Here is a 22,047-nt window from a genome sequence, read left to right as displayed (position 1 = left end):
AAATGGAAGCATCATTTCACAGACACCGCCGTCTGCGGACGACGGCAGGCATGCGAAAATTAGTAAGAGAAACCGAATTGGGGGCCGCAGACTTCATCTACCCGATTTTTGTGACGGAGGAACAGAACGCGAAACACGAAGTGCCGTCCATGCCGGGAGTATATCAGCTGTCTTTAGACAACCTCAAAGAAGAGATGGAGGAAGTCGTTCGTCTCGGCATTCAATCGGTGATTGTTTTCGGTGTGCCTGTGCACAAAGATGATGTCGGAAGTGGAGCATATCATGACCACGGCATTGTCCAAAAAGCGATTTCAAAAATTAAAGAAGACTTTCCTGAGCTGGTCGTCATCGCTGACACATGTCTTTGCGAATATACGGACCACGGCCACTGCGGCCTTGTTGAAAACGGGGAAATTTTAAATGACGAATCGCTCGTCCTTCTGGCGAAAACAGCGGTCAGCCAAGCTCGCGCTGGCGCGGACATTATCGCTCCGTCAAATATGATGGACGGATTTGTTGCCGCGATCAGGGAAGCGCTTGATCAGGAAGGATTTACAAATGTGCCGATTATGTCGTACGCTGTTAAATATGCGAGCGCTTTTTACGGACCGTTTCGCGATGCGGCCGGCAGCAGTCCGCAGTTTGGAGACCGGAAGACATATCAGATGGATTATGCCAACCGCCGTGAAGCCCTTAGGGAGGCGCAGTCTGACGTGGAAGAAGGCGCCGACTTCCTGATCGTCAAACCGACGCTTTCCTATCTCGATATTGTCCGCGAGGTGAAAAATGAATTCAATCTGCCTGTCGTCGGATACAATGTCAGCGGGGAATACGCCATGGTTAAAGCGGCTGCCCAAAACGGCTGGATTGACGAAAAAGCGCTTGTTCTGGAAATGCTGACAAGCATGAAACGGGCCGGCGCGGATCTCATCATTACGTACTTCGCAAAAGATGCGGCCAAATGGCTGGCAGAATAAGATTATGAACTGGGGGTTTTAGAGGATGCGCAGCTATGAAAAGTCTAATGCGGCTTTCAAAGAGGCGAAACGAGTCATGCCGGGCGGAGTGAACAGTCCGGTTCGCGCCTTTAAATCAGTAAATATGGACCCGATTTTTATGGAGCGGGGAAAAGGCTCAAAAATATATGATATTGACGGAAACGAATATATCGATTACGTCTTATCATGGGGTCCGCTTATTTTAGGGCACAGCAATGAGAAAGTCGTCAGCGGCATACAAAAGACCGCTCTGAATGGGACGAGCTTCGGCGCGCCGACAAAGGTTGAAACAGAGCTTGCCGAGCTTGTCATCGAGCGCGTTCCTTCCATAGAGGTCGTGCGCATGGTGAGCTCGGGTACCGAAGCGACGATGAGCGCCTTAAGGCTTGCGAGAGGATATACAGGCCGGAATAAAATTGTGAAATTTGAAGGCTGCTACCATGGACACGGCGATTCGCTGCTGATTAAAGCAGGCTCAGGGGTCGCCACACTGGGTCTCCCGGACAGCCCCGGGGTTCCCGAGAGCATCGCCAAAAATACGATTACTGTTCCCTACAATGATCTCGACAGCATGAAGCTTGTCTTTCAGGAATACGGAGATGACATAGCCGGCGTCATCGTAGAGCCTGTAGCCGGAAATATGGGAGTTGTTCCGCCGCTGACAGGATTCCTTGAAGGGCTTCGCGAGCTGACGGAAACGCATGGCGCACTGTTGATCTTCGATGAAGTCATGACAGGCTTTAGAGTGGATTACAACTGCGCACAAGGATACTTCGGTGTGACGCCTGATTTGACATGCCTCGGAAAAGTGATCGGCGGCGGTCTTCCTGTCGGCGCTTACGGAGGAAAAGCCGAGATCATGGAGAAAATCGCTCCGAGCGGACCGATTTATCAAGCCGGTACCTTGTCAGGCAATCCGCTGGCGATGACGGCGGGGCTCGAAACATTGAAGCAGCTGACGCCTGATTCCTACAAGGAGTTCTCCCGCAAAGCCGACCGATTGGAAAAAGGCATCTCTGAAGCCGCTGAAAAACACGGCATTCCTCATACATTCAACCGTGCGGGATCGATGATCGGCTTCTTCTTTACGAACGAACCTGTCATCAATTATGAGACGGCCAAACAGTCTGATCTTGATCTGTTTGCCGAGTATTATAAAGGCATGGCTGATGAGGGCGTGTTCCTGCCGCCGTCACAGTTTGAAGGATTGTTTCTGTCAACCGCGCATTCTGATGAAGATATTGAACAGACGATTTCGGCCGCTGAAAGGGTATTCGCGAGAATCGGCCGATCCAAATAAAAGCAGAGAGGCTGCCGGCATGTCCGGCGGCTTTTTTTGTGCGCCCCCATGTTTTCTGTTCATATTCTCCCGGTTCTTTTCATACATCTTTACTGACATCTAATTTTAAAAATTAGGTGAAGGGAGGATATCAGTTTGCCGCAAAACAATCGTTTGCAATTTTCTGTAGAAGAGTCGATCTGTTTTCAAAAGGGACAGGAAGTATCGGAATTATTATCAATTTCATTGGATCCGGATATTTCCGTTCAGGAAGTGAATGATTATGTATCCATACGCGGGTCATTAGAGCTGACAGGCGAATACAACATAGATCAAACCCGGGAGTATGCTGAGCTGCCTGCGACAAGCCGATTTGTGGAAGATGTGAAGCTAAAAGGGGATAGCAGCGCGGAGCTGACGCATTGTTTCCCTGTGGATATCACCATCCCCAAAAACAAAGTCAGCCACTTAAATGACGTGTTTGTTTTTATCGACGCTTTCGATTATCAATTGACAGATGCCCGTATGCTGACGATACAGGCGGACTTGGCGATTGAAGGACTGCTGGACGTGGCGGGGGACGCCGACGAGACTGAGGAAGCGGATGTGCCGGTTTTTGAAGATGCACAACAAGCTGAAGAGTCGTTTGAGCCCGTTTACAGGGACCAAGGGGAGGAAGAGGAACTGAATGAAATCCCGCTTCATCTTGACACCCCGTACGATGAGCAGGCCGTGAATCAGCGGAACGAAGAGACGGATGATGAAAACGTGCCGATTTATCAGTCGTTTCTTAGCGATGACGAACATGAAGCAAAACCGTTTTTCACTGCGTCACTGTCGGCGGCGGAAAGGGCGAAGCGTGAATGGGAAGGACAAAAAGAGCCGGCTGACAGCCTAGAAGATGCAGAGGCCCAAAAGGAATCTGCCAAAAGCGCTGAAGAGGCTGAACCTGAACTTGAAAGAGAAGAAAGTGAAGAACAAAAAGAAGAGGAACCGGTTTACAGAACTTATCAAAACCATGAAGAATCAAATGAAACTCCGTTTTTCGGCGACCCGCCTCTTTTGGAGGACGAAGATGAAGAAAGAGAGCCGGATTCTTTTGACATTGAAGTGACGCAGGAATCCTCTGAAGAGGAGGAAGCCGCCCACTCGATTGAGATTCCGGAATACTCGTTTCACGAGCAGACAGAACCTGAAGAGGAAGCGAGAGATGAAGCCGATATACACGAAGCATCCGCCAAAGAAAATGACAATGCGCTTTATTTGACAAAGCTGTTTACAAAAGAGGGAGAGGAGGAGTTTTCGCGAATGAGGATGTGCATCGTTCAGCAAAATGATACCATCGATCTTCTGTGCGAACGTTACGACATTAATGTTCAGCAGCTCATACGGATGAATTCCCTTTCCCTTGACGAAGAGTTAAAAGAAGGACAGATCCTTTATATTCCTGATTATCATAACAGCCATGCCTAACGTATGAGCAAAAATGTGGTGAGCGAAAATGGAAGACATCCAGGCTCTCTTAAATGAATACGGTCTAGCCGCCGAATATATCGAACCTGTCAGCCCGAAAGTATGGAAGGTTTACACCGCCCACGGTGTATTCGCGTTAAAGAAGCTGGAGCCTACAAGGAATAACCGCTTCACTGAACAGATGATACTGCTGGAGGAAAAAGGCTACAGACAGTTTGTTCCTGTCTACCGAAACCGCGGAGGGGAATTTTTAACCGGAGCGGGTCAAGAAGTTTGCTATTTAATGCCCTGGCTCACGCTGGAAAGAGGGGAAGAGCGGGATCAAAAGCATGAACATCTGTTTCAGGAAATTGCCCTCATCCATCAGAAAACGGAAAAAGAACTCAGGATGAGGCGGGAAGATATCGTCGGCCACTATGATCGGACAAAACGAAAATGGGAGATAGAGAAACAAAAATACGAAGAGATTGTCAGCCGGGCTGAGAAAGAATGGTATATGTCCCCTTTTCAGCTTCAGGCGGCCATGTATTACAGAGAGACGATTTCCGCCGTTGATTTTGCGCTAGACCGCCTTGATGAATGGCATGAAGCGATCAAAGAAAAAGAGTCTTCCAGAATCGTCTTGAACCACGGGCAATTGTCGGTCCATCATTTTCTGTACAACGATATGGGAACGGGCTATTTTACAAACTTTGAGAAAGCGGGATATGCCCCGCCTGCGAATGATCTGATCTTATTTTTCACAAGAATGTTCAAGTCCAATCCTGCATCATGTACGGAATGTGTGAACTGGTATTATACGTACCACGGTGTTTATCCTCTGCGCGAGGAGGAAGTGAGTTTATTCTTAAGTTATATGGCATATCCGGGGGCGATGTTTAAGACACTCAGCCGCTATCAGACAGAGAAGAAGCTGGAGGAAAAAGAAGCTTGCACGAAACTCTTGAAGGCGTATTGGCAGATGAAAAATGCAGAACCGCTTGTGATGAACATTCATAAAACAGAAGAAAACCGAAAACTGCAGGAAGAAACAGAGTCCCCATCATCATGATGCGGACTTTTTTTACTTAAATCCAGTCAAGGTGAAAGGCGCAGGCAAGGAGTATCAGAATGCCTAAAAGGAGAACATCAAACGTTGTTGGGAAGATGATGGTTCGAATGCCGTGAAAGATCGTAATCGGGAGGGCGACCTGGACTGCGACAAGCTTGATTTGTTTCAGCCAGGGCTGGAGTGAATATGTGTTGAATTTTTTTCGCATATTTTGCCTCCTCTCCTTGTCGTTACAGCATCATATGAGAAAAAAAAGCCTGTGTGCATGGCCCAATCTGGTATAGAACAAGATAAAAGCGGAAAAGATGATTGACGAAATGAAAAAAGATTTAGTAATATAAGAACAAGAAAAAGTACGTGCTGAAAAATCAATGATCCACCCGCTTTGAATGGGAAGAGTACAAAAACAGACGCTTACAGAGAGGGATGTCGGTTCGCTGAAAGGCTCCCAGCCAGTCTTTTTTGGAAGGTCGCCCAGGAGCGCAATTTCTCGAACATAAAAAGTAGAGAAATTCGGGAAAGTCCCGTTATCCCATTTAAGTGCATGAATGCGTATTTGCATTCATGAAAAAAGGTGGTACCGCGAGAGAGTTCTCTTCGTCCTTTTGATAGGATAAAGAGGACTCTTTTTTATTGATCAGCCGTTTATACTGCTGGAGGTTTGAATATGGATAAACAAGAACTGACGATGCCGACAAAATATGATCCGGCCTCAATTGAAAAAGACAGATATGAATATTGGGTGAACGGCAAGTTTTTTGAAGCCGAAAATGATCCGGAAAAAGAGCCGTACACCGTCGTCATCCCGCCGCCGAATGTCACGGGAAAGCTGCACTTGGGCCATGCCTGGGATTCGACGCTTCAGGATATTGTAACAAGAATGAAACGGATGCAAGGATATGACGTGCTCTGGCTGCCGGGTATGGATCATGCCGGAATCGCGACACAGGCAAAGGTTGAAGCGAAGCTCCGTGAAGAAGGCATATCGCGCTATGATCTGGGCCGCGAAAAATTTCTTGAAGAAACATGGAATTGGAAAGAGGAATACGCCGATTTCATTCGCAGCCAATGGGCAAAACTCGGCCTTGGCCTCGACTATTCAAGAGAGCGGTTTACCCTTGATGAAGGGCTGTCAAAAGCGGTTCGCGAAGTCTTTGTCAAGCTCTATGAAAAAGGCCTGATTTACCGCGGAGAATATATCATCAACTGGGACCCTGCAACAAAAACGGCTCTGTCTGATATCGAAGTCATTTATAAAGATGTTCAGGGTGCGTTTTACCATATGCGCTACCCGCTGAAAGACGGTTCAGGCGCCATCGAGATCGCCACAACCCGTCCGGAAACAATGCTCGGAGACACGGCGGTCGCCGTTCACCCGGAAGATGAACGGTACAAACATTTAATCGGCAAAACGGTCATCCTGCCGATCACCGGAAGAGAAATTCCGATTGTCGGAGATGACTACGTCGATATGGAATTTGGTTCAGGGGCTGTTAAAATCACACCCGCCCATGATCCGAACGATTTTGAAATTGGAAACCGCCACAACCTCGAGCGGATTCTCGTCATGAATGAAGACGGAACGATGAATGACAACGCCCTTCAGTATAAAGGTATGGACCGTTTTGAATGCCGCAAACAGATCGTCAAAGATCTTCAGAAAGAGGGTGTGCTGTTCAAAATTGAAGAGCATACACATTCGGTCGGCCACAGCGAACGAAGCGGAGCAGTCGTTGAGCCGTACTTGTCAACGCAGTGGTTCGTGCAAATGCAGCCGCTTGCCGATGCAGCCATCGAATTGCAAAAAAGCGAAGGAAAAGTCAACTTCGTCCCTGACCGTTTTGAAAAAACGTATCTTCACTGGATGGAAAATATCCGTGACTGGTGCATCTCCCGCCAGCTGTGGTGGGGACATCGGATTCCGGCCTGGTACCATAAAGAAACGGGCGAAATCTATGTCGGTGTTAAAGCGCCGGAGGATGCCGAAAACTGGGAGCAGGACAACGATGTTCTTGACACCTGGTTCAGTTCGGCGCTGTGGCCGTTTTCAACAATGGGCTGGCCTGATATCGACGCTGAAGATTTCAAACGCTACTATCCGACAAACGTCCTTGTAACCGGCTATGACATTATTTTCTTCTGGGTATCCAGAATGATTTTTCAAGGGGTCGAGTTCACCGGGGAACGGCCGTTTAAAGACGTCTTGATCCACGGGCTTATCCGCGATGACCAGGGCCGGAAAATGAGCAAATCGCTCGGAAACGGCGTTGATCCGATGGATGTGATCGATAAGTACGGAGCGGATTCCCTGCGTTACTTCCTTGCGACAGGAAGCTCACCGGGGCAGGATTTGCGCTTCAGCTTTGAAAAAGTTGAATCAACATGGAACTTTGCGAATAAAATTTGGAATGCGTCAAGGTTTGCGCTGATGAACATGGACGGCATGACATATGAAGAACTCGACTTGACCGGGGACAAATCGGTTGCCGACAAGTGGATTTTAACAAGACTAAATGAAACGATTGAAACGGTGACGCATCTCGCCGATAAATATGAGTTCGGTGAAGTCGGCCGCCACCTGTACAACTTTATTTGGGACGATTTCTGTGATTGGTACATTGAAATGGCCAAACTTCCGCTTTATGGCGATGATGAAGCGGCGAAAAAGACGACGCGCTCCGTATTGGCGTATGTACTCGATCAAACGATGCGCCTCCTGCATCCGTTTATGCCGTTTCTGACGGAAGAGATTTGGCAGCATCTTCCTCATGAAGGGGAATCGATCACAGTCGCCAAGTGGCCTGAAGTCGTCAAAGAATATACCGACACTGAAGCTGAAGCGGATATGAAGCTTCTTGTCGAAGTGATCCGCGCCGTTCGGAACATCCGCAGTGAAGTGAATACACCGCTCAGCAAGCAAATCGAGCTGTATATTAAAACGAGCACACCGGAAATCGCCGCCCGTCTCGATGAAAACCGCTCGTACGTGGAACGTTTCACAAACCCGAGCCTGCTTCAAATCGGAACGGATATCAAAACGATTGATAAAGCGATGACCGCCGTCGTTTCAGGTGCCGAGCTGATTTTGCCGCTCGAGGGTCTGATCAACATTGACGAAGAAATCAGCCGCCTTCAAAAAGAGTTTGATAAACTGACCAAAGAAGTGGAACGGGTTCAGAAAAAATTAAACAATGACGGCTTTATGAAAAAAGCGCCTGAACACGTCATTGAAGAAGAACGGGCAAAAGAAGCCGATTATACGGCGAAACGGGAAGCTGTCGAAAAGCGGATCGCTGAATTGAAAAACTAAAAAGGAAAAAGAGAAGGTGTTTTCCGGGCCCCAAGGGCGGCTGGAAAACACCTTCATCATTGAAGGGAGGGAATACGCATGTTCAAAACATTTTCTGAAGCACTCAGCTGGATTAACGGACGGCTCAAATTTGGCGTGAAACCGGGATTGCAACGGATGGAATGGCTTCTCAATGAGCTCGATCATCCCGAGAAAAAGCTCAAGGCCATTCATGTCGCCGGCACAAACGGAAAAGGCTCGACCGTCGCTTACATCCGCTCGGTGTTAAATGAAGCCGGATATTCGGCGGGCACATTCACTTCTCCGTACATCATCACCTTTAATGAACGGATCAGTGTGGACGGCATCCCGATCTCAGACGAAGAATGGACAGCGCTGTTTAATGAAGTATATCCCCTCGTTCTTGAGCTTGAAAAAACCGATTTGGGGGCGGCGACCGAATTTGAAATCATTACTGCCTGTGCATTTTTATATTTTGCAAAGTACAGGAAGACCGATTTTGTCATTTTTGAAGCCGGTCTAGGGGGCCGCCTGGATTCGACGAATGTCGTTGAGCCGTTAGTGACAGTCATTACCTCAATCGGTCATGACCATACGGCGATTTTAGGAGAAACGCTTGAAGAAATCGCCCGAGAAAAAGCGGGCATCATTAAACACGGTGTTCCTGTTTTGACGGCCGTTCACCAGCCTGAAGCGGCCGAGGTCATAAAGCGGAGAGCAATGGTAAAGGAAGCTCTTTATCTATCCCTTCATGAGCATTGTGAACGATATGATGAACGTTCATTGCCGGATGGCGAACTGTTTTCGCTGATCACACCTCAAAAGCGCTACGAACAAGTGGAAACAGGCCTGATCGGCACCCATCAGCGGCAAAACGCAGCCTTGGCGATTCTTGCAGCTGAATGGCTGACAGCTGTACAACAGGCGAACATCAGCCGGCAGGCGCTCTATAGCGGAATCAAAAAAGCCGCATGGGCCGGCCGGTTTGAAAAAGTGCTGGACAAGCCGCTTACATTTATAGACGGGGCACATAACAAAGAAGGGGTAAGCCGGCTGAGTGAAACGGTTCTTGGCCGCTTTGGAGAGCGGAACATACACGTTTGCTTCAGCGCCTTAAAGGACAAGCCTTATCAAGACATGATCCGCATCATAGAGGCGTTTGCTTCATCCATTCATTTTGCGTCCTTCGACTTCCCGAGAGCGGAATCTGCTCAAAAGCTGTTTGAACAAAGCCGTGCCGGGCATAAAACATATGATGAATCAATCGGCTCTGTTTTGGATTTTATACATGAAAAAACGGCCGATGAAAAAGCGGTCGTTGTCATCACAGGTTCGCTTTATTTTATTTCCGAGGTCAGGTCTTTATTAAATGAACATAAAATGCGTTTTTAGCCTATGGCTGAGGACGCATTTTATTGTTTTAGGAAAAGCGATACCTCACCTTGTCTGCTAAAATAACAGCTCCCGGTCTTTTTGCCGGGTAAATAACTTGTGAGGCTGATGCTGATGTTTTTGGCTTATCTTTTTTTATCAGGCTTAGTGCTCGGCTCTTTTTTTAATGTAGCCGGCCGCCGCATCCCCGGCAAAATATCGCTGATCTTCCCCCGCTCCTCATGTCCTGTCTGCCGCCGCAAACTGACCTCCCTTGAGCTTATTCCGGTTTTGTCATACCTGTTTCTGCGCGGAAAATGCAAGGGCTGTAAAAGCCCTGTTTCCATCCTTTATCCCGCTGTTGAACTGTTGACTGCATTGCTGTTTGTCTTGGCGGGGCTCCGTTTTAAAAGCCCGGGAGAGCTGCTGCTCATGCTCGCCCTTTTTTCCTTGCTTTTGATCGTGTTGGTTTCAGATATCGCGTATATGGTGATTCCAGATGCCATCCTTTGTTTTTTTCTGCCTTTTTTCGTCATTGGCAGAATGCTGGTTCCGCTTGAGCCCTGGTATTCCGGCTTGCCAGGAGCGGCCGCCGGTCTCCTGTTGCCGCTTATTGTCAAGCTGTTCGCGAAGGATGGGATCGGCGGGGGAGATGTGAAATTGTTCGCCGTTATTGGCTTTGTCCTTGGCGCAAGGCTGATTTTTCCCGTTTTTTTTATCTCCGCAGCGGCAGGAACATTGCTGGGCTTCGCCGGAATGATCGCCGGAAAGGTCAAAGGAAGCGAGCCGATACCTTTTGCACCTGCCATTTTAATCGGAACAGTGATTGTCTGCTTCTATGGAGAACCGTTGATTGATTCATATATTGAACTGTTGCACATATGAGAAAATTGACGAAACCTTTTTGAACGAGACGACAAAAGTCTTGTTCTTTTTTTTTCGGGCTGTGGTAAAGTGTGGACAATAAGAGGGACAGCCTTCAGGAGACCTCCTCCTTCCTTTTGGCTTCCCTCTCTGACACGTCCTAGAAAATGGCGGGGGTTCCGCCTTAAAGATCATGATAAACATAGAAAGAAAGCGAGGGAAGGATATGAAAAAACGGAAAAGCAAAAAACATTCGACCGGACAACCGCATAAAGCAGATCCCCTTAAAGTGATGATCAACGGCAAAGAAGAGACAATCTACGGAAATGAAAAAGAATGTTCAAAAAATCTTGAGCAAAAAAAACTAACCTTTTCGAATTGGGAGGAAAAACGCAAGGCGGAACAGGAAATATCGGCTTCAAAAGAAGACGGGAAGACCGGGCAAGACGAATTTACATGGGTTCCTCCCGATGAAGAAGAAAACGTGTTGAAAGACGATCCGAAAGTGGTTACACCTTATAAAAAGAAAAACGAAAACAAAAAAAGCCATCCAAAAACAAAAAAGTCACTTGCATATCCCGTCAAGCGCTTCGCAGTCACGATTATATTTGCCGTTTTGCTCGGGACAGGCCTCGGGGTGTTCGCCTTGAATCTTGCGGCCAACAAAGAAGATGTGCCGGCATCAGGCAGCCTTGGGTCAGATGCGGAAGACAGCCAGACGGTTAAAGCGGGCGATGACAGTCAGCAGAACGGAGGAGAAAAAGCTGCGGGAGAAGAGTTTAACAGCTTTGCTGTCCAGGCGGGCAAGTTTTCTTCTAAAGAAGGGGCGGAAACGCTGACTTCCCAATTAACAGACAAAGGCTATGCCGCCGTTTCCCTGTCGAAAGAAGACGGGTTTTACGTCATCGCCGGCATAACCGGGGAAAAGCAGATGACAACTGAACTGGGCCAAATATTAATCGATCATGACTTTGAAGCATGGGGCGGCAAGGAGCTTCCGGTTTCATTGGCTTCAGGGCTAGCCCCGGTTTTTGAAGAAGCGGCTGAGCTGTCCGCCAAAGCGATTCTCGGTGCTGAGGTTACATCCAAAAATGTCGCTGACCTAAAAGCGAAAATAGACGGTATACAACCCAAAGAAGACGCGGAAAAGACAAAAGAGGCCATCCTTCAAGCCGCAGACCTGCTGGAGAATCCGACGGCAGCGAACGGCTGGAAAAGCCAGCAGCTGCTCTTGGGCCAAATCAAGTAAACAATGTGAAAAACCAGCCTGTGCGGCTGGTTTTTTTATTTTTGCCGCTTTTTGTCATCAAAAAGTTATTTTTCTGAAATTGTGGCTCTCGCGTTCTTTTGGTAGGATAAAACAGGCAGGTATCTTTTTTTCTGATGCAAAAACCCATGAAAGGATGGCTTCTATGACACGACAGCTGATTTTAGCTTCACAATCACCCCGCAGAAAGGAACTCCTCGATCTTCTTCAAATTCCGTACGACATTGTTGTAAGCAATGCAGAAGAAAAATTAAGTCGAAACTTTTCGCCTGCAGAAAACGTCAAATGGTTGGCGGAACAAAAAGTGCGTACAGTATCCGAACAGCATCCCGATGCTGTTGTGCTTGGCGCAGACACGATTGTGTGTTTTGACGGTGTTTGTTTGGGCAAGCCCAAGGACTCAGACGACGCGGAAAGGATGCTTAACATGCTTTCCGGACAAACCCATTCAGTGCTGACAGGTGTCTGCATCAAGTCAAACAGCAGATGTGAAACATTTTTTGAAGAAACAGAGGTTGTTTTTTGGCCCCTTGAAGAAAAGGAGATCAGCGCTTATATCGCAACAAGGGAACCGTTTGACAAAGCGGGTTCTTACGGGATTCAGGGAAAAGGCGCGCTCTTTGTCAAGGAGATCAAGGGTGACTATTATTCAGTTGTGGGCCTGCCGATTTTAAAAACGATGCGAATGCTGAAAACATTCGGGTTTCATTCCTTTTGATGAACCGAACGAGAAGGGGAGTCACAGGGAGGGTTTATCATAAACGAACTGTCATTGAAACTAAGGGATTTTCCGGAGGATGAAAGGCCGCGGGAACGGCTCCTTTCAATAGGGGCCGAAAGCTTGGCAAACAACGAACTGCTGGCGATCCTGCTCAGGACGGGGACAAAAAAAGAATCGGTCCTGCAGCTTTCAAACCGGCTGCTTCAGACGTTTGACGGTCTGCGTTTATTAAAAGAAGCGTCCGTTGAAGAGCTTTCCAGCATTTCCGGGATCGGTCGTGCAAAAGCCGTTCACATTTTGGCGGCGCTTGAGCTTGGCCGGCGCATACACAAATTGGTTTATGAAGAGCGGCATGTGATCCGCTTTCCGGAAGACGCCGCCAATTTTTTAATGGAAGACATGCGCTTCCTTCAGCAGGAACACTTCGTCTGTGTATAGTTGATATAAACCCTAATAAAAAGAGACATTAAGAATGTGGGGATTTTGATCTTTTTTCGTGAATTCAATCTTTTCAATAAAGGATTGAACAAATTCCCTTTTTTCTTCAGTATTCAGATAAGCCCAGTTAATTTTAAATTCATTTACCAATTTTTTAGCCTTTTTGATATCGATAGGTAAAGGGGTTGCTCGTTGAATTTCAGAGAGTCTTTTTGTGAAATTTTCATGGGCCTTTCTAGTTTCGGACATCCTTGCAGTAAATTCTTCATCCGTCATCAAGTCTGACGCCCAAGCCTTTTGGAATTTTTCTCTCTGCCTTTCAATTTTAACTATAGCGTTTTGAATTTCTGTTGTTTCATTTTTTTCTTCTTTAACTACTGGCTCCAGATCAAACTTCACATTTTTCATAAAAAGAAGTAGTGCTTTCTCAAGTTTTTTCTCACTTACTGAAATGCTTGGTCTTTCATTTAAAGCGCATGATTGACAGCGATAATGGAGCGACTCTACATTTTTCTGATCTTTTTTACGGAAATAGACACTTCGCTCACATCCAAGCCGGTTTCCGCATTGAGGGCATACTAATTTCATTTGAAAAATATGAGCAGACTCTATCTGTCTTTTTCTAAAATTTTGCCGAGAATATAATATATTTTGAAGTTCCTCAAATTCTTCTTTTGTCAAATACCCTTCATGGCTTGTTTCATTAAGCTCATCTTTCCAACGTAAAGCACCATATAAAGCGGGGTTGTGTAAAATAGATAATATTGTTGCGATGTGCCACTTGTAACCTCTTATAGGCAAATATGATTGATCAAGATATTTAGCTATTTGTCTTATGGACCATCCTTTTTTAACTTTGTCAATCATATCCATTAGGATATAGCCTTGTTTTTTGTCCTTTACTAATGTTTCATCCTGTTTTTTAAATCCAAAAGGAGCTGGGGCGCTATACTGTCCTTGTCTAGCTTTTTCCACTTGACCCATCGTAACCCTCTCGCCCAGGTTTTCACGTTCCCATTGGGCCATTGCAGCAACAAGTGTTATAAACAAACGACCGGTCGCCGAGCCAGTGTCATAAACTTCTGTAGCTGATCTAAAGATACAATTATTCTTATCAAAAAGATCAAGGAGTTTATAAAGGTCTTTTACAGAGCGAGTCAATCTATCAAGGCGATAAACAAGAACAACATTAATTAAACCTTGTTGGATATGATCTAACATTAATTTCAAGTAAGGCCGATTCGTGTCTTTGGCTGATTTCCCCTCGTCTACATAAAACTTATAGTCTTGCCAATCTTGTGATATGCAGTATGCCTTCAGTTTTTCTCGTTGAGCTGAAATAGAAAATCCTTCTCTTGCTTGTTCTTCTGTGCTTACCCTAATATAGATTCCTACAGTCATAAAAACCACCTCTCCAGAAACATACGTTCGGTTTCGAGCTTAAAAAATTTTTCTTTTCATGATCACATTTTCAACACCCCCTTTATTGGACAGTTTTTTCAAACTGCATAGCTCGGGAGGCACTCCATGAATACGAGCTATATCGTATATAGAGTAATTCATGTTCCGATATTCATGGAGTGAATTGTCTGGTATAAGTAATTCGACTGCGAAGATATTTGCCTCTGCTTCAATTTTATTAGTCGAAAAAAGCGTTTTTTCACGCATAAAGGGTGTATTTGCTTTAGGATGTAATACCCCATGGCCTACCTCGTGCGCGCAAACAAAATTCATTTGAATTTCGTTCATATTTGAGTTAAGAAAAATGTATTTGTTTCTACGATCATAAAAATAAAAACCCATTATCTCTTTATGTAAATTTCGATGAATAACCTGTATTTTTAGCATCTCTGCAAGTTCGTAAGGGTTATTTGAGCCATACTTACATACAAGTTCATTTACTTTTCTTTTAATCCACACAGTGATTGCCCCCCTAAAAAGGTTTCTATGTTTAGTCATCGTCACTATTTCTATGTTTTTTAGGGATGTATTTTTTGTTAATTCGTTGGGTTTGTCGGACGGCATATTCCATAGCCTCTAAAAGGGATTCAATAGCTTCATCGGACATCGGCTCGCCTGAAAAACTTAGTCCCTCTGCATTTTTTAAATCTTTCTTTATTTGCTCCATCCGTTTTGCAATGTCTTTCTCATCTTTCTCCGATGTTCGATATTCTTCTGGAGATTCAGAAACAAGGCGTTGATTATCTTCTAAAAGATTTGATACAGGGATGTTTAAAGCCTTAGCAATTGAGCTTAGGGTTTCAACACTTGGGTTATATCTATCACGTTCAACGTCTGCAACATATGACCTTGACATGTTTGCTTTTTCAGCTAATTGGGCTTGTGTATATCCTTTTTGTTTTCTCCAATACTTTAATCTTTGGCCTACTGACAAAGTAAAAGCCTCCTTCCTGTGTCGGTTATACCGACGTTTATATATAAATTATAGACTGGAAATGACGGGGATACAAGTTGTTTAATGACGGAAATACAAGTAATATGGAGTAAAATTGAGTGAAATGACGTTAATACAAGTATCTTTCTTGAAATTCCTTCAAAATGCTTAGTTTTAAAGGAATTTGGATTTTTACAAAATGACGTGAATACAATACAATCTAATTATCAACAAAGGAGGTGAGTAAATGTTTGATCGAAAACTTTTAGGGGCTTTGATTAAAAACCAAAGATGCAAGAAGAAATTAACACAGCTTGAATTGGCTGAACAAACGGGCTTATCAAGAAGTTATATTTCGGACATTGAAAATGGGAGATATATTCCCGGCGCTTCAACTCTTACATCATTAGCTATTTGTATTGATCTTGATTTAAATTTGTTGAAAATGACGGAAATACAAGACAAAAGAACAGCAGGGGTCGGTTAGATGAAACCTTTATCAGAATCAACAAAAAGAAGAATGGCTGAATTTTTTATGCGTACAAGCATTCCAAGAATCCTAGCCAAGGAGCAACAAGAAAAGGCAATGGAAAAAGAAACCTTAAAAACAAAAGGTGCTTGAAAGGAGGTGATAAGCATGACAGCTTTGAAAGCTCTTGAGCTTGCCTGTTTTTTCGCTCAATTCAAAAGCAAGCTACTTGCTAAAGGAAAAGTTAAGGCGGCTATGTTTGCTGATAAAAAAATCAAACAGTATTGCTTTCAGTATGTAACTCTACTTAGTCAGGGAGATAGCCAAACAATTAAAGAAATGGAGGATATTCAAGCATGAACCTAAATCATTTTCTAAAAGCTGATCGCGAAAAAGCGGAAAGGCTGTTCATTTCAACGCGAGATCTTATTTCGGAATTGCCTGCCGCGATCGAGGAACATGATTTTGAAGGATGTGTAGAAATTTCGGCGACAATCATTTCAAATTGCAAGGACCTTCAACGGATGGAACATCCAGAACAAGTCGTCCAGCTCCGTGAAATAGTGTCCAATCTCGCAAGCAGAGGGATTAATGTTTCAACTGTGAGGAGAGTGTATCAATGAATATCGAGCACCCAATGATCACTGAGATTAACCGTTACGGTTATCCTTTGGAATATTTGAAGGACGAAAATGATGCAGAAAGAGAGGGTGAAAATGGATCAAAAACAGATTGACTCAGTATTGCAACTTGTTGAAAGTGCATTAAAAAATGGTGGGCGAATTGGCATTGACTATCACTGTAAAAATGAAGAGGCAGCTCTTCAAAAAGTGCAGGATGCAACTGAAAAATTGAACACAAGAATTGATCAGCGTTTCTATGATAATTGCTTTTGGTACGTAACTGAAATTAGCAGTAAACTTCAAGTTGTTGCATTTTATCCGTCAGCTTATGAACAAAAAAGCCGCCTCGGCAAAGGCGACTAAAAACAAAACTCACAACATCATTTTAAATGGAGTCTATTACAAAATCAATAACAGGAGGGCCATATATATGAATCCTTTACAGGCATTCGAATTAAACGAAATTTCAAATAATAGCCTGCAGCAGGAGAGCCGTCCACAGTTTGAGATCACGGACATGAATAGTCTAAATTGGGCGTTTCGGAAAATAGCTGCTTTAAAGACACAGGAAAAAGAAATCAAGGCCCTGGCGGCAACGGAAAGGCAGCGCATCGATGAATGGGAAACCCAGGAGCTAAAACCTGTCGCGGACAATCTGGAGTTCTTTGAAAACCTAGTCAGCGTTTATCACTCAAAGCAGCTCGAGCAGGATCCGAAAGCAAAAACACTTTCCACACCTTACGGCAAGTCAAAAAGCCGCGCAATTAAAGAGCAACCTAAACCAGCCGATAAGGACCAGCTTCTCAAGCATGTCAAAGAAGCTGAACTCACTGAATTTATCAAAGAAGATGTCAAATGGGGCGACTTTAAAAAATCTCTGTCCATCAAAGAGGTGGACGGCAAAAAGGTTGTCGTTGATGAAAATGGACAAGCTGTTCCGGGGGTAGAAATAGAACCTGCCTCCACAAGCTTCAAAGTGGAGGTGTGATAGATGTTTCAAGTTACAAACGCACAGCGTGAAAAAGAAAAGGCAATTGTCGGCTTTATCGGGCCGAGTGGATCCGGAAAGACTGCCGGCGCCCTGCTAGTTGCTTACGGAATGATGCGGGAAGCATACCCGGAGGCAAGCGACGAGGAAATTTGGTCAAAGATAGGCGTCGTTGATACTGAACACCGCCGAGCCAAACTATATGCAAACTTGCAATTTGATGATGTAAGGATCGGAAGCTTTAAGCACATCGATTTTATCCCGCCTTACACAACAGAACGGTATCAAATGGCTCTTGAAGCAATTAAGGCTGCTGGTGCCGAAGTTGTCATTATTGACTCGCTTTCCCACAATTGGGCGGGGGAAGGCGGCATCGTTGAAAAACATGGGGAAATGCAGGGTAACTCATTTCAAAACTGGGGTAAACTTGCGCCCGAAACTACGAAATTAATAAAAACGTTAACGCAAAATGACGTCCACATTCTGGCGACGCTTCGGACCAAAACTGAGTACGTTGTTGAGCCGAACAGTGAGGGGAAAATGGCGCCGCGTAAGGTCGGGACCAAGCCTGTGCAAAAAGACGAAATGGAGTATGAATTCATGCTCAATTTCAATATTGGTATTGATCATTTGGCGGAAACTTCCAAAGATAATACCCGCATGTTTGAAGGCTCTTCTTTTAAACTCAATCCAGAAGTCGGCCGCAAGCTTTACCAATGGCTTGAGCTCGGTATTGACGTGAAAGCAGAGGAAGAAGCCGAACGGATTCGATTGATTGATGAAATTAAAACAATCGTCGCCGGCAACGAAACAGCCGCCCAGATGATTGAAGAATTTCAGATCAAAGCAAATAAAAAACTTGATCAATGGACTATTAAGTTGGCATCTGCCGCACTTGATAGATTACAAGCTTTAAAGACTAAGGAGGAAAAATAATGTTTACAGTAGACCACAGCAAAGGTGAAGCTTTTGAACCGATTAAACCAGGAGAATACGAAGCGACAGTTATCAACTTTGAAGCCAAAACGGCTGCATCCGGAAATGAGCGCCTTGTCGTAGATTATGAAATTCGTTCTGATGTTGAACAGCCATGCCAGGGCCAGAAAATTCTATACGACAATTTCACCGTTACGGAAAATGCAATGTGGAGATTTCACCAAGCATCAAAGGCCGCGGGTTTTCCAAACGGAATGCAATTTAAGGATCATATCGAATGGGCCAAGGCGTTTCTGAATAAACCGGTTCGCCTGCTTGTCGGGGAAAGAGAGCATAACGGCAAGAAATATCCGGAAGTAAAAGCGTTTAAGCCGTCAGAAGCGCCAGCACCGGAAACCGAACCAATTAATATCAGTGACGATGATGTACCGTTTTGATCATAAAAAACACATTTGAGGGAGTGTATAGCTCCCTCGTTTTTAAAGGGGAGTTATCACATGTACGAATTTAAGAATATACCGCAAGAGCTAAAAAACGCCCCTCAGTGGATTTTATGGCGTTCCGAAGAACGTGACGGTAAGAAAACAAAAGTGCCCTACCAGATTGATGGCAGCATGGCTCAATCCAGTAATAAAAGAACCTGGTCGACGTTCCCGACCGTTTTGAAATTTTATAACGATCGAGATTATGACGGGATCGGCTTCATGTTTTCAAAAGATGATCCGTTCATCGGCATAGACATAGATCATTGTGTGGAGGATGGTGTCTTGTCCCCGTTCGCTGAGAAAATTGTTCAGGCGATTGGCAGCTACACCGAATATTCACCCAGCGGCAAGGGCGTCCACATTATCACAAAAGGTAAGATCCCATTGCGGGGGCCGGGCACAGGTAGGAAAAATCCTGAACTTGGGCTGGAAGTATACCGCCACGGCCGTTATTTCACCTTTACCGGCAATAGTCTCGGGATCGGGCCCGTCGAAGAACGAACGGACGAGCTCAAAGAGCTGTTCGAAAAATACTTGAAGGACAAAAAAGAAGAACAGCAACCATCCAGCCCGCCCGCTGCTGCATCCCGTGATATGAGCAATCTCTCCAATAAGGAGATATGGGAAAGGATGTTCAACAGCAAGAACGGGAAGAGCATTCAGGATTTGTTTAACGGTCATCTGATAAATGATGATCACTCGGCCACAGATATGGCTTTATGTAATCACCTGGCATTCTGGACGGATAAGGATCCCGCAAAAATGGATTCAATGTTTCGTGAATCGGGTTTGTACCGGGAGAAATGGGATCGGCAGCATTCATCCGACGGCGCTACATATGGAGAAATGACCATTGCTGCGGCCGTTTATTCTACCCATACAACAATTTCTGATTTGATGGAAGAGCAGCAAGAACAGCCGTATGAAGTGTACATTTCCCATCCGGAAAATTCAAAGGTTGAGGATACCGAAGAGATCATTGACACCCCGCCGGTGTTTCATTTGACGGAGCTCGGCAACGCGGAACGAATTGTCTACTACCACGGGAAAAATATTCGATACTGTAACGAGCTCGACTGGCTGATCTGGAACGGCAAGCGATGGGAAGAAGACAGCAAACGAAAAATTGAAGCCATCACCGCGAAAACATTACGGGCATTATACGGCGAGGCCAAGGCCACAGAAGACAAATTCCGAAAAAAGCAGCTGAACGATTGGGCGAAAAAATGCGAGCGCCGCAACATACGGATGAACACAATTTTAGATGTCCGGCCAATGGTTTCAGTGAGGAAGCAGGAACTGGATTCCCACAAATATCTTTTTAATTGCGATAACGGTGTGATCGATCTAAAAACAGGAGAACTTCTGCCGCATGATCGGGATCTGCTTTTCACGAAAATATCTCCTATCGCTTATCAAACTGATGCCGACTGCCCGAACTGGAAAACTTTCTTGGAAAGTATTTTTATAGATGACCAGGGCACGCCAAACTATGAAATTATTGATTTCATGCAAAAGGCAATTGGCTATTCACTGACCGGGGATACCACGGAACAAGTCATGTTCTTTCTATTTGGGAACGGTCGTAATGGTAAATCAACTTTTATCAATACCGTTCAGCACTTGTTTGGGGACTATGGCCGTCAGACCAACAGCGACACCTTCATAAAGAAGAAAAATGACAGCGCCATAAACAATGATATTGCCCGGCTGGACGGCGCCCGGTTTGTGTCGGCCGTCGAGAGTGAAGAGGGGCAGCAGCTGTCTGAATCGTTGGTGAAGCAGATCACCGGCGGCGAAAAGATGTCTGCTCGTTTCCTGCGACAGGAATATTTTGAGTTTACACCGGAATTTAAAGTCTTCTTTACCACAAACCATAAACCGATCGTTAAAGGCAGCGATGAGGGTATTTGGCGCCGGATCCGGTTGATTCCGTTTACTGTCACGATCCCAAAAGAAAAAGTAGACAAGAAACTGCCGCAGAAACTGGCTGCGGAAATGCCTGGGATCCTTCGCTGGGCTGTTGAGGGCTGTTTGAAGTGGCAGAAGGAAGGCCTGGGAGAACCGGAAGCAATCAAGAAGGCAACAGAAGGCTATCGGGAGGATATGGACATTCTCGGTCCGTTCATGCAGGAAAGATGTGTTCAACATCCATCTGCAAAAATCGAGGCAAAGGAACTGTATAAGGATTATAAAAACTGGTGCTTTGAAAACGATGAAATAGAATTAAAAAACCGTGCATTCTATCGGCAAATTGAAATTAGAGGATTCAAAAAAGAAAATGGGGCAAAAAATAAAGTTTTTTTCTATGGTATTGGATTAAATAAATTTCAAGGTTATTTAAATTTCGATTCAGGGGTTAACGAAAATCAAAAAAGGGTTAATGAAGCAAAGTCAAAAAATGATGAAAAAAAGGGAACACAGATTAATAGAAAAAGACTATAAACCCTTTTATATCAAGGTTTTCTAAAGTTAATACTTTGTCAAACTTTTTTAAGGGTTAATGAGGGTTAATTATTCTGTCTGTTCCATCTACTGAAAAAATAAATAAAAATAAATATATATATATTACTTATAGAGCTTTATTGTCCAGACCGTTAACCTCATTAACCCATTTTGCTCTATCCCTTGGGGCTGTAAGGATGAAGGTGATTTTCGTTATTAACCCTTTTATTAACCCGTAATAAAAAGAGGTGAGAAATTTGAATAATGAAGTCGTGAGATCAAAGTTAACAGAAATAAAAAAACTAAAGAAGATCATAGCAGAATATGAGAATAAGAGTAGAAAACGCAATACACAAGATATAAGAAGTGTTCAAGTTTTCATTAACTCTAATTATGAAAAATCATTCTATAATGACACTGAAAAATTTGTTGATTTATATAACGAATATAAAGAATGGTGTAAGGAAAATGAGGATATGTACAGATTCAGTGTTATCAGCTTTGAATATTATCTTCATGATTTAGGCTTTGACATACGAAAAGTTAGTCGTTCCAGCAATAAATTCGTTTTTGGAATTCGAAAAAAAGGTGATTCAATTGCACCCAAAACAAATTTGTGATGACCTTGCCTTTTTGGGTTCACCTTTAGTCCTGGACGGGGATGACCTTTATATTGAGAATCCGGAGAATGTATATCCGGAGCTCGAGGAATTTGTCCAGTCATATAAAAAATGGCTTATCCAGTATTTAAAAGGTGGATACTCTGTGCAGGATCATAAAGTCAAACAGACCATTGATAAAATCATCAATTACTTTATGGGCATAGATCAAGAAATGAATCCAAAAATAGACGACTGGTTCAATCATGATTGGGATGCGGCAATCAAAGTTGCGAGATTGCTCGTTCTATTTTGGGAGAACGGCTGGAGAGATC

23 protein-coding genes, 2 pseudogenes and 1 other annotated feature are annotated in these 22,047 nt (G+C 44.5%); of the genes and pseudogenes, 21 read left to right on the top strand and 4 right to left on the bottom strand.

Annotated elements, in window-relative coordinates; genetic code table 11:
• The first annotated feature begins 2 nt into the window (after positions 1-2).
• From hemB to ysxE, 4 genes and pseudogenes are all read left to right on the top strand, one after another.
• Positions 3-977: a porphobilinogen synthase gene (gene hemB / locus ACINLD_RS16475; protein ID WP_409444571.1), complete on the top strand. Its 975-nt coding sequence runs from the start codon at positions 3-5 to the stop codon at positions 975-977.
• Between the two features lie 25 nt (positions 978-1,002).
• Positions 1,003-2,298, top strand: coding sequence for a glutamate-1-semialdehyde 2,1-aminomutase (gene hemL, locus ACINLD_RS16470; protein WP_077736309.1), 1,296 nt, complete (start codon positions 1,003-1,005; stop codon positions 2,296-2,298).
• A 135-nt stretch (positions 2,299-2,433) separates the two neighbouring features.
• A pseudogene (locus ACINLD_RS16465) lies at positions 2,434-2,982 on the top strand (peptigoglycan-binding protein LysM); the annotation flags it as partial.
• Positions 2,983-3,778: 796 nt separating this feature from the next.
• Positions 3,779-4,801 carry a spore coat protein YsxE gene (gene ysxE / locus ACINLD_RS16460; RefSeq protein WP_077736310.1) on the top strand — a complete coding sequence of 341 codons (1,023 nt, stop codon included), beginning with the start codon at positions 3,779-3,781 and terminating at the stop codon, positions 4,799-4,801.
• A 16-nt stretch (positions 4,802-4,817) separates the two neighbouring features.
• Here ysxE and ACINLD_RS16455 read toward each other — a convergent pair whose 3' ends face one another.
• Positions 4,818-5,009, bottom strand: a complete 192-nt coding sequence (locus tag ACINLD_RS16455) for a hypothetical protein (RefSeq protein WP_026588129.1) — start codon at positions 5,007-5,009, stop codon at positions 4,818-4,820.
• 168 nt (positions 5,010-5,177) lie between these two features.
• Positions 5,178-5,409: a binding site (T-box leader), on the top strand.
• A gap of 59 nt (positions 5,410-5,468) precedes the next feature.
• Between ACINLD_RS16455 and ACINLD_RS16450 the strand changes: the two genes are divergently transcribed.
• From ACINLD_RS16450 to ACINLD_RS16425, 6 genes and pseudogenes are all read left to right on the top strand, one after another.
• A complete protein-coding gene (locus ACINLD_RS16450; RefSeq protein WP_409444573.1) occupies positions 5,469-8,111 on the top strand; it encodes a valine--tRNA ligase in 2,643 nt (880 codons plus the stop codon).
• A gap of 78 nt (positions 8,112-8,189) precedes the next feature.
• Entirely contained in the window at positions 8,190-9,503 is a 1,314-nt protein-coding gene (locus ACINLD_RS16445) for a bifunctional folylpolyglutamate synthase/dihydrofolate synthase (protein ID WP_026588127.1), read from the top strand.
• Between the two features lie 114 nt (positions 9,504-9,617).
• Positions 9,618-10,367, top strand: a complete 750-nt coding sequence (locus ACINLD_RS16440) for a prepilin peptidase (protein WP_077736312.1) — start codon at positions 9,618-9,620, stop codon at positions 10,365-10,367.
• 205 nt (positions 10,368-10,572) lie between these two features.
• Complete coding sequence (locus tag ACINLD_RS16435) at positions 10,573-11,595, top strand: SPOR domain-containing protein (RefSeq protein ID WP_026588125.1); 1,023 nt, start codon at positions 10,573-10,575, stop codon at positions 11,593-11,595.
• Positions 11,596-11,758: 163 nt separating this feature from the next.
• Positions 11,759-12,331 carry a Maf family protein gene (locus tag ACINLD_RS16430; protein WP_410207088.1) on the top strand — a complete coding sequence of 191 codons (573 nt, stop codon included), beginning with the start codon at positions 11,759-11,761 and terminating at the stop codon, positions 12,329-12,331.
• A 54-nt stretch (positions 12,332-12,385) separates the two neighbouring features.
• Positions 12,386-12,769, top strand: a pseudogene (locus ACINLD_RS16425) (UPF0758 domain-containing protein); the annotation flags it as partial.
• Between the two features lie 15 nt (positions 12,770-12,784).
• Here ACINLD_RS16425 and ACINLD_RS16420 read toward each other — a convergent pair.
• From ACINLD_RS16420 to ACINLD_RS16410, 3 genes are read right to left on the bottom strand one after another with little or no spacing between them, the layout of a single operon-like run.
• Complete coding sequence (locus ACINLD_RS16420; RefSeq protein ID WP_035338239.1) at positions 12,785-14,173, bottom strand: recombinase family protein; 1,389 nt, start codon at positions 14,171-14,173, stop codon at positions 12,785-12,787.
• A gap of 39 nt (positions 14,174-14,212) precedes the next feature.
• Positions 14,213-14,692, bottom strand: coding sequence for an ImmA/IrrE family metallo-endopeptidase (locus ACINLD_RS16415; RefSeq protein WP_009329279.1), 480 nt, complete (start codon positions 14,690-14,692; stop codon positions 14,213-14,215).
• A gap of 31 nt (positions 14,693-14,723) precedes the next feature.
• The gene (locus ACINLD_RS16410; protein WP_009329277.1) at positions 14,724-15,167 is read right to left on the bottom strand and encodes a helix-turn-helix domain-containing protein; all 444 of its coding nucleotides are present in this window, start codon (positions 15,165-15,167) and stop codon (positions 14,724-14,726) included.
• Between the two features lie 247 nt (positions 15,168-15,414).
• On the opposite strand from ACINLD_RS16410, the gene ACINLD_RS16405 reads away from it, so the two are divergent.
• From ACINLD_RS16405 to ACINLD_RS16355, 11 genes are all read left to right on the top strand, one after another.
• Complete coding sequence (locus ACINLD_RS16405) at positions 15,415-15,654, top strand: helix-turn-helix domain-containing protein (RefSeq protein WP_009329275.1); 240 nt, start codon at positions 15,415-15,417, stop codon at positions 15,652-15,654.
• Entirely contained in the window at positions 15,655-15,789 is a 135-nt protein-coding gene (locus ACINLD_RS16400) for a hypothetical protein (RefSeq protein WP_255220630.1), read from the top strand.
• Between the two features lie 15 nt (positions 15,790-15,804).
• A complete protein-coding gene (locus ACINLD_RS16395; RefSeq protein ID WP_009329273.1) occupies positions 15,805-15,996 on the top strand; it encodes a hypothetical protein in 192 nt (63 codons plus the stop codon).
• On the top strand, positions 15,993-16,259 hold the full coding sequence (locus ACINLD_RS16390) for a YqaH family protein (protein WP_009329271.1): 267 nt from the start codon (positions 15,993-15,995) through the stop codon (positions 16,257-16,259). The genes ACINLD_RS16395 and ACINLD_RS16390 overlap by 4 nt, the downstream gene beginning before the upstream one ends.
• Positions 16,260-16,352: 93 nt before the next feature.
• Positions 16,353-16,622: a hypothetical protein gene (locus ACINLD_RS16385; RefSeq protein WP_059231719.1), complete on the top strand. Its 270-nt coding sequence runs from the start codon at positions 16,353-16,355 to the stop codon at positions 16,620-16,622.
• Positions 16,623-16,689: 67 nt separating this feature from the next.
• Entirely contained in the window at positions 16,690-17,247 is a 558-nt protein-coding gene (locus ACINLD_RS16380) for a host-nuclease inhibitor Gam family protein (protein WP_059231718.1), read from the top strand.
• Positions 17,248-17,250: 3 nt separating this feature from the next.
• Positions 17,251-18,183 (top strand): AAA family ATPase, encoded by a 933-nt coding sequence (locus ACINLD_RS16375; RefSeq protein ID WP_059231716.1) that lies wholly within the window; start codon positions 17,251-17,253, stop codon positions 18,181-18,183.
• A complete protein-coding gene (locus ACINLD_RS16370) occupies positions 18,183-18,620 on the top strand; it encodes a DUF669 domain-containing protein (RefSeq protein WP_003185383.1) in 438 nt (145 codons plus the stop codon). The genes ACINLD_RS16375 and ACINLD_RS16370 overlap by 1 nt, the downstream gene beginning before the upstream one ends.
• Before the next feature lie 60 nt (positions 18,621-18,680).
• Positions 18,681-21,113, top strand: coding sequence for a phage/plasmid primase, P4 family (locus tag ACINLD_RS16365; RefSeq protein ID WP_059231712.1), 2,433 nt, complete (start codon positions 18,681-18,683; stop codon positions 21,111-21,113).
• Between the two features lie 257 nt (positions 21,114-21,370).
• On the top strand, positions 21,371-21,733 hold the full coding sequence (locus tag ACINLD_RS16360) for a hypothetical protein (protein WP_020450339.1): 363 nt from the start codon (positions 21,371-21,373) through the stop codon (positions 21,731-21,733).
• On the top strand, positions 21,711-22,047 hold a 337-nt coding region (locus ACINLD_RS16355; RefSeq protein WP_410207087.1), incomplete at its 3' end, for a hypothetical protein. The genes ACINLD_RS16360 and ACINLD_RS16355, both read left to right, overlap by 23 nt.

Origin of the sequence: Bacillus sp. z60-11, from assembly GCF_046464135.1 — a bacterium.
GTDB classification, from domain to species: Bacteria; Bacillota; Bacilli; order Bacillales; family Bacillaceae; genus Bacillus; species Bacillus sonorensis_A.
This window is presented reverse-complemented; position numbering and strand designations above follow the sequence as displayed.